Here is a 246-nt window from a genome sequence, read left to right as displayed (position 1 = left end):
AACGCCAGCCACTTTGCCAATCGGGGTGCTGAGGCTGTCCACACCGCCACCGACTTTCGCCAGCGCGATAACGGTCAGTACCGGCAGGCCCACGGCAGTAAGCAGGAAGCCAAACGCAGCCGTCCAGACGTGTTCACCCGCCTGTAAGCCAACCATTGGAGGAAAAATGATGTTACCTGCGCCAACGAACAGCGCAAATGTCATAAAGCCCAGCGCGATAATGTCACGCGATTTCAAGTGATGGGT

1 protein-coding gene is annotated in these 246 nt (G+C 56.9%); it reads right to left on the bottom strand.

Features of this window, described 5'->3' with window-relative positions; all coding sequences use genetic code 11:
* Positions 1-246: branched-chain amino acid transport system II carrier protein (locus RTW80_RS30330; RefSeq protein WP_312721920.1), on the bottom strand; the 246-nt coding region annotated here is incomplete at both ends.

The sequence above is a fragment of the Escherichia sp. AM3 genome (assembly GCF_032029835.1).
Taxonomy (GTDB): Bacteria; Pseudomonadota; Gammaproteobacteria; order Enterobacterales; family Enterobacteriaceae; genus Escherichia; species Escherichia coli.
The sequence above is the reverse complement of the archived record's forward strand: the minus strand, read 5'-3'. Positions and strand labels throughout refer to the sequence as shown.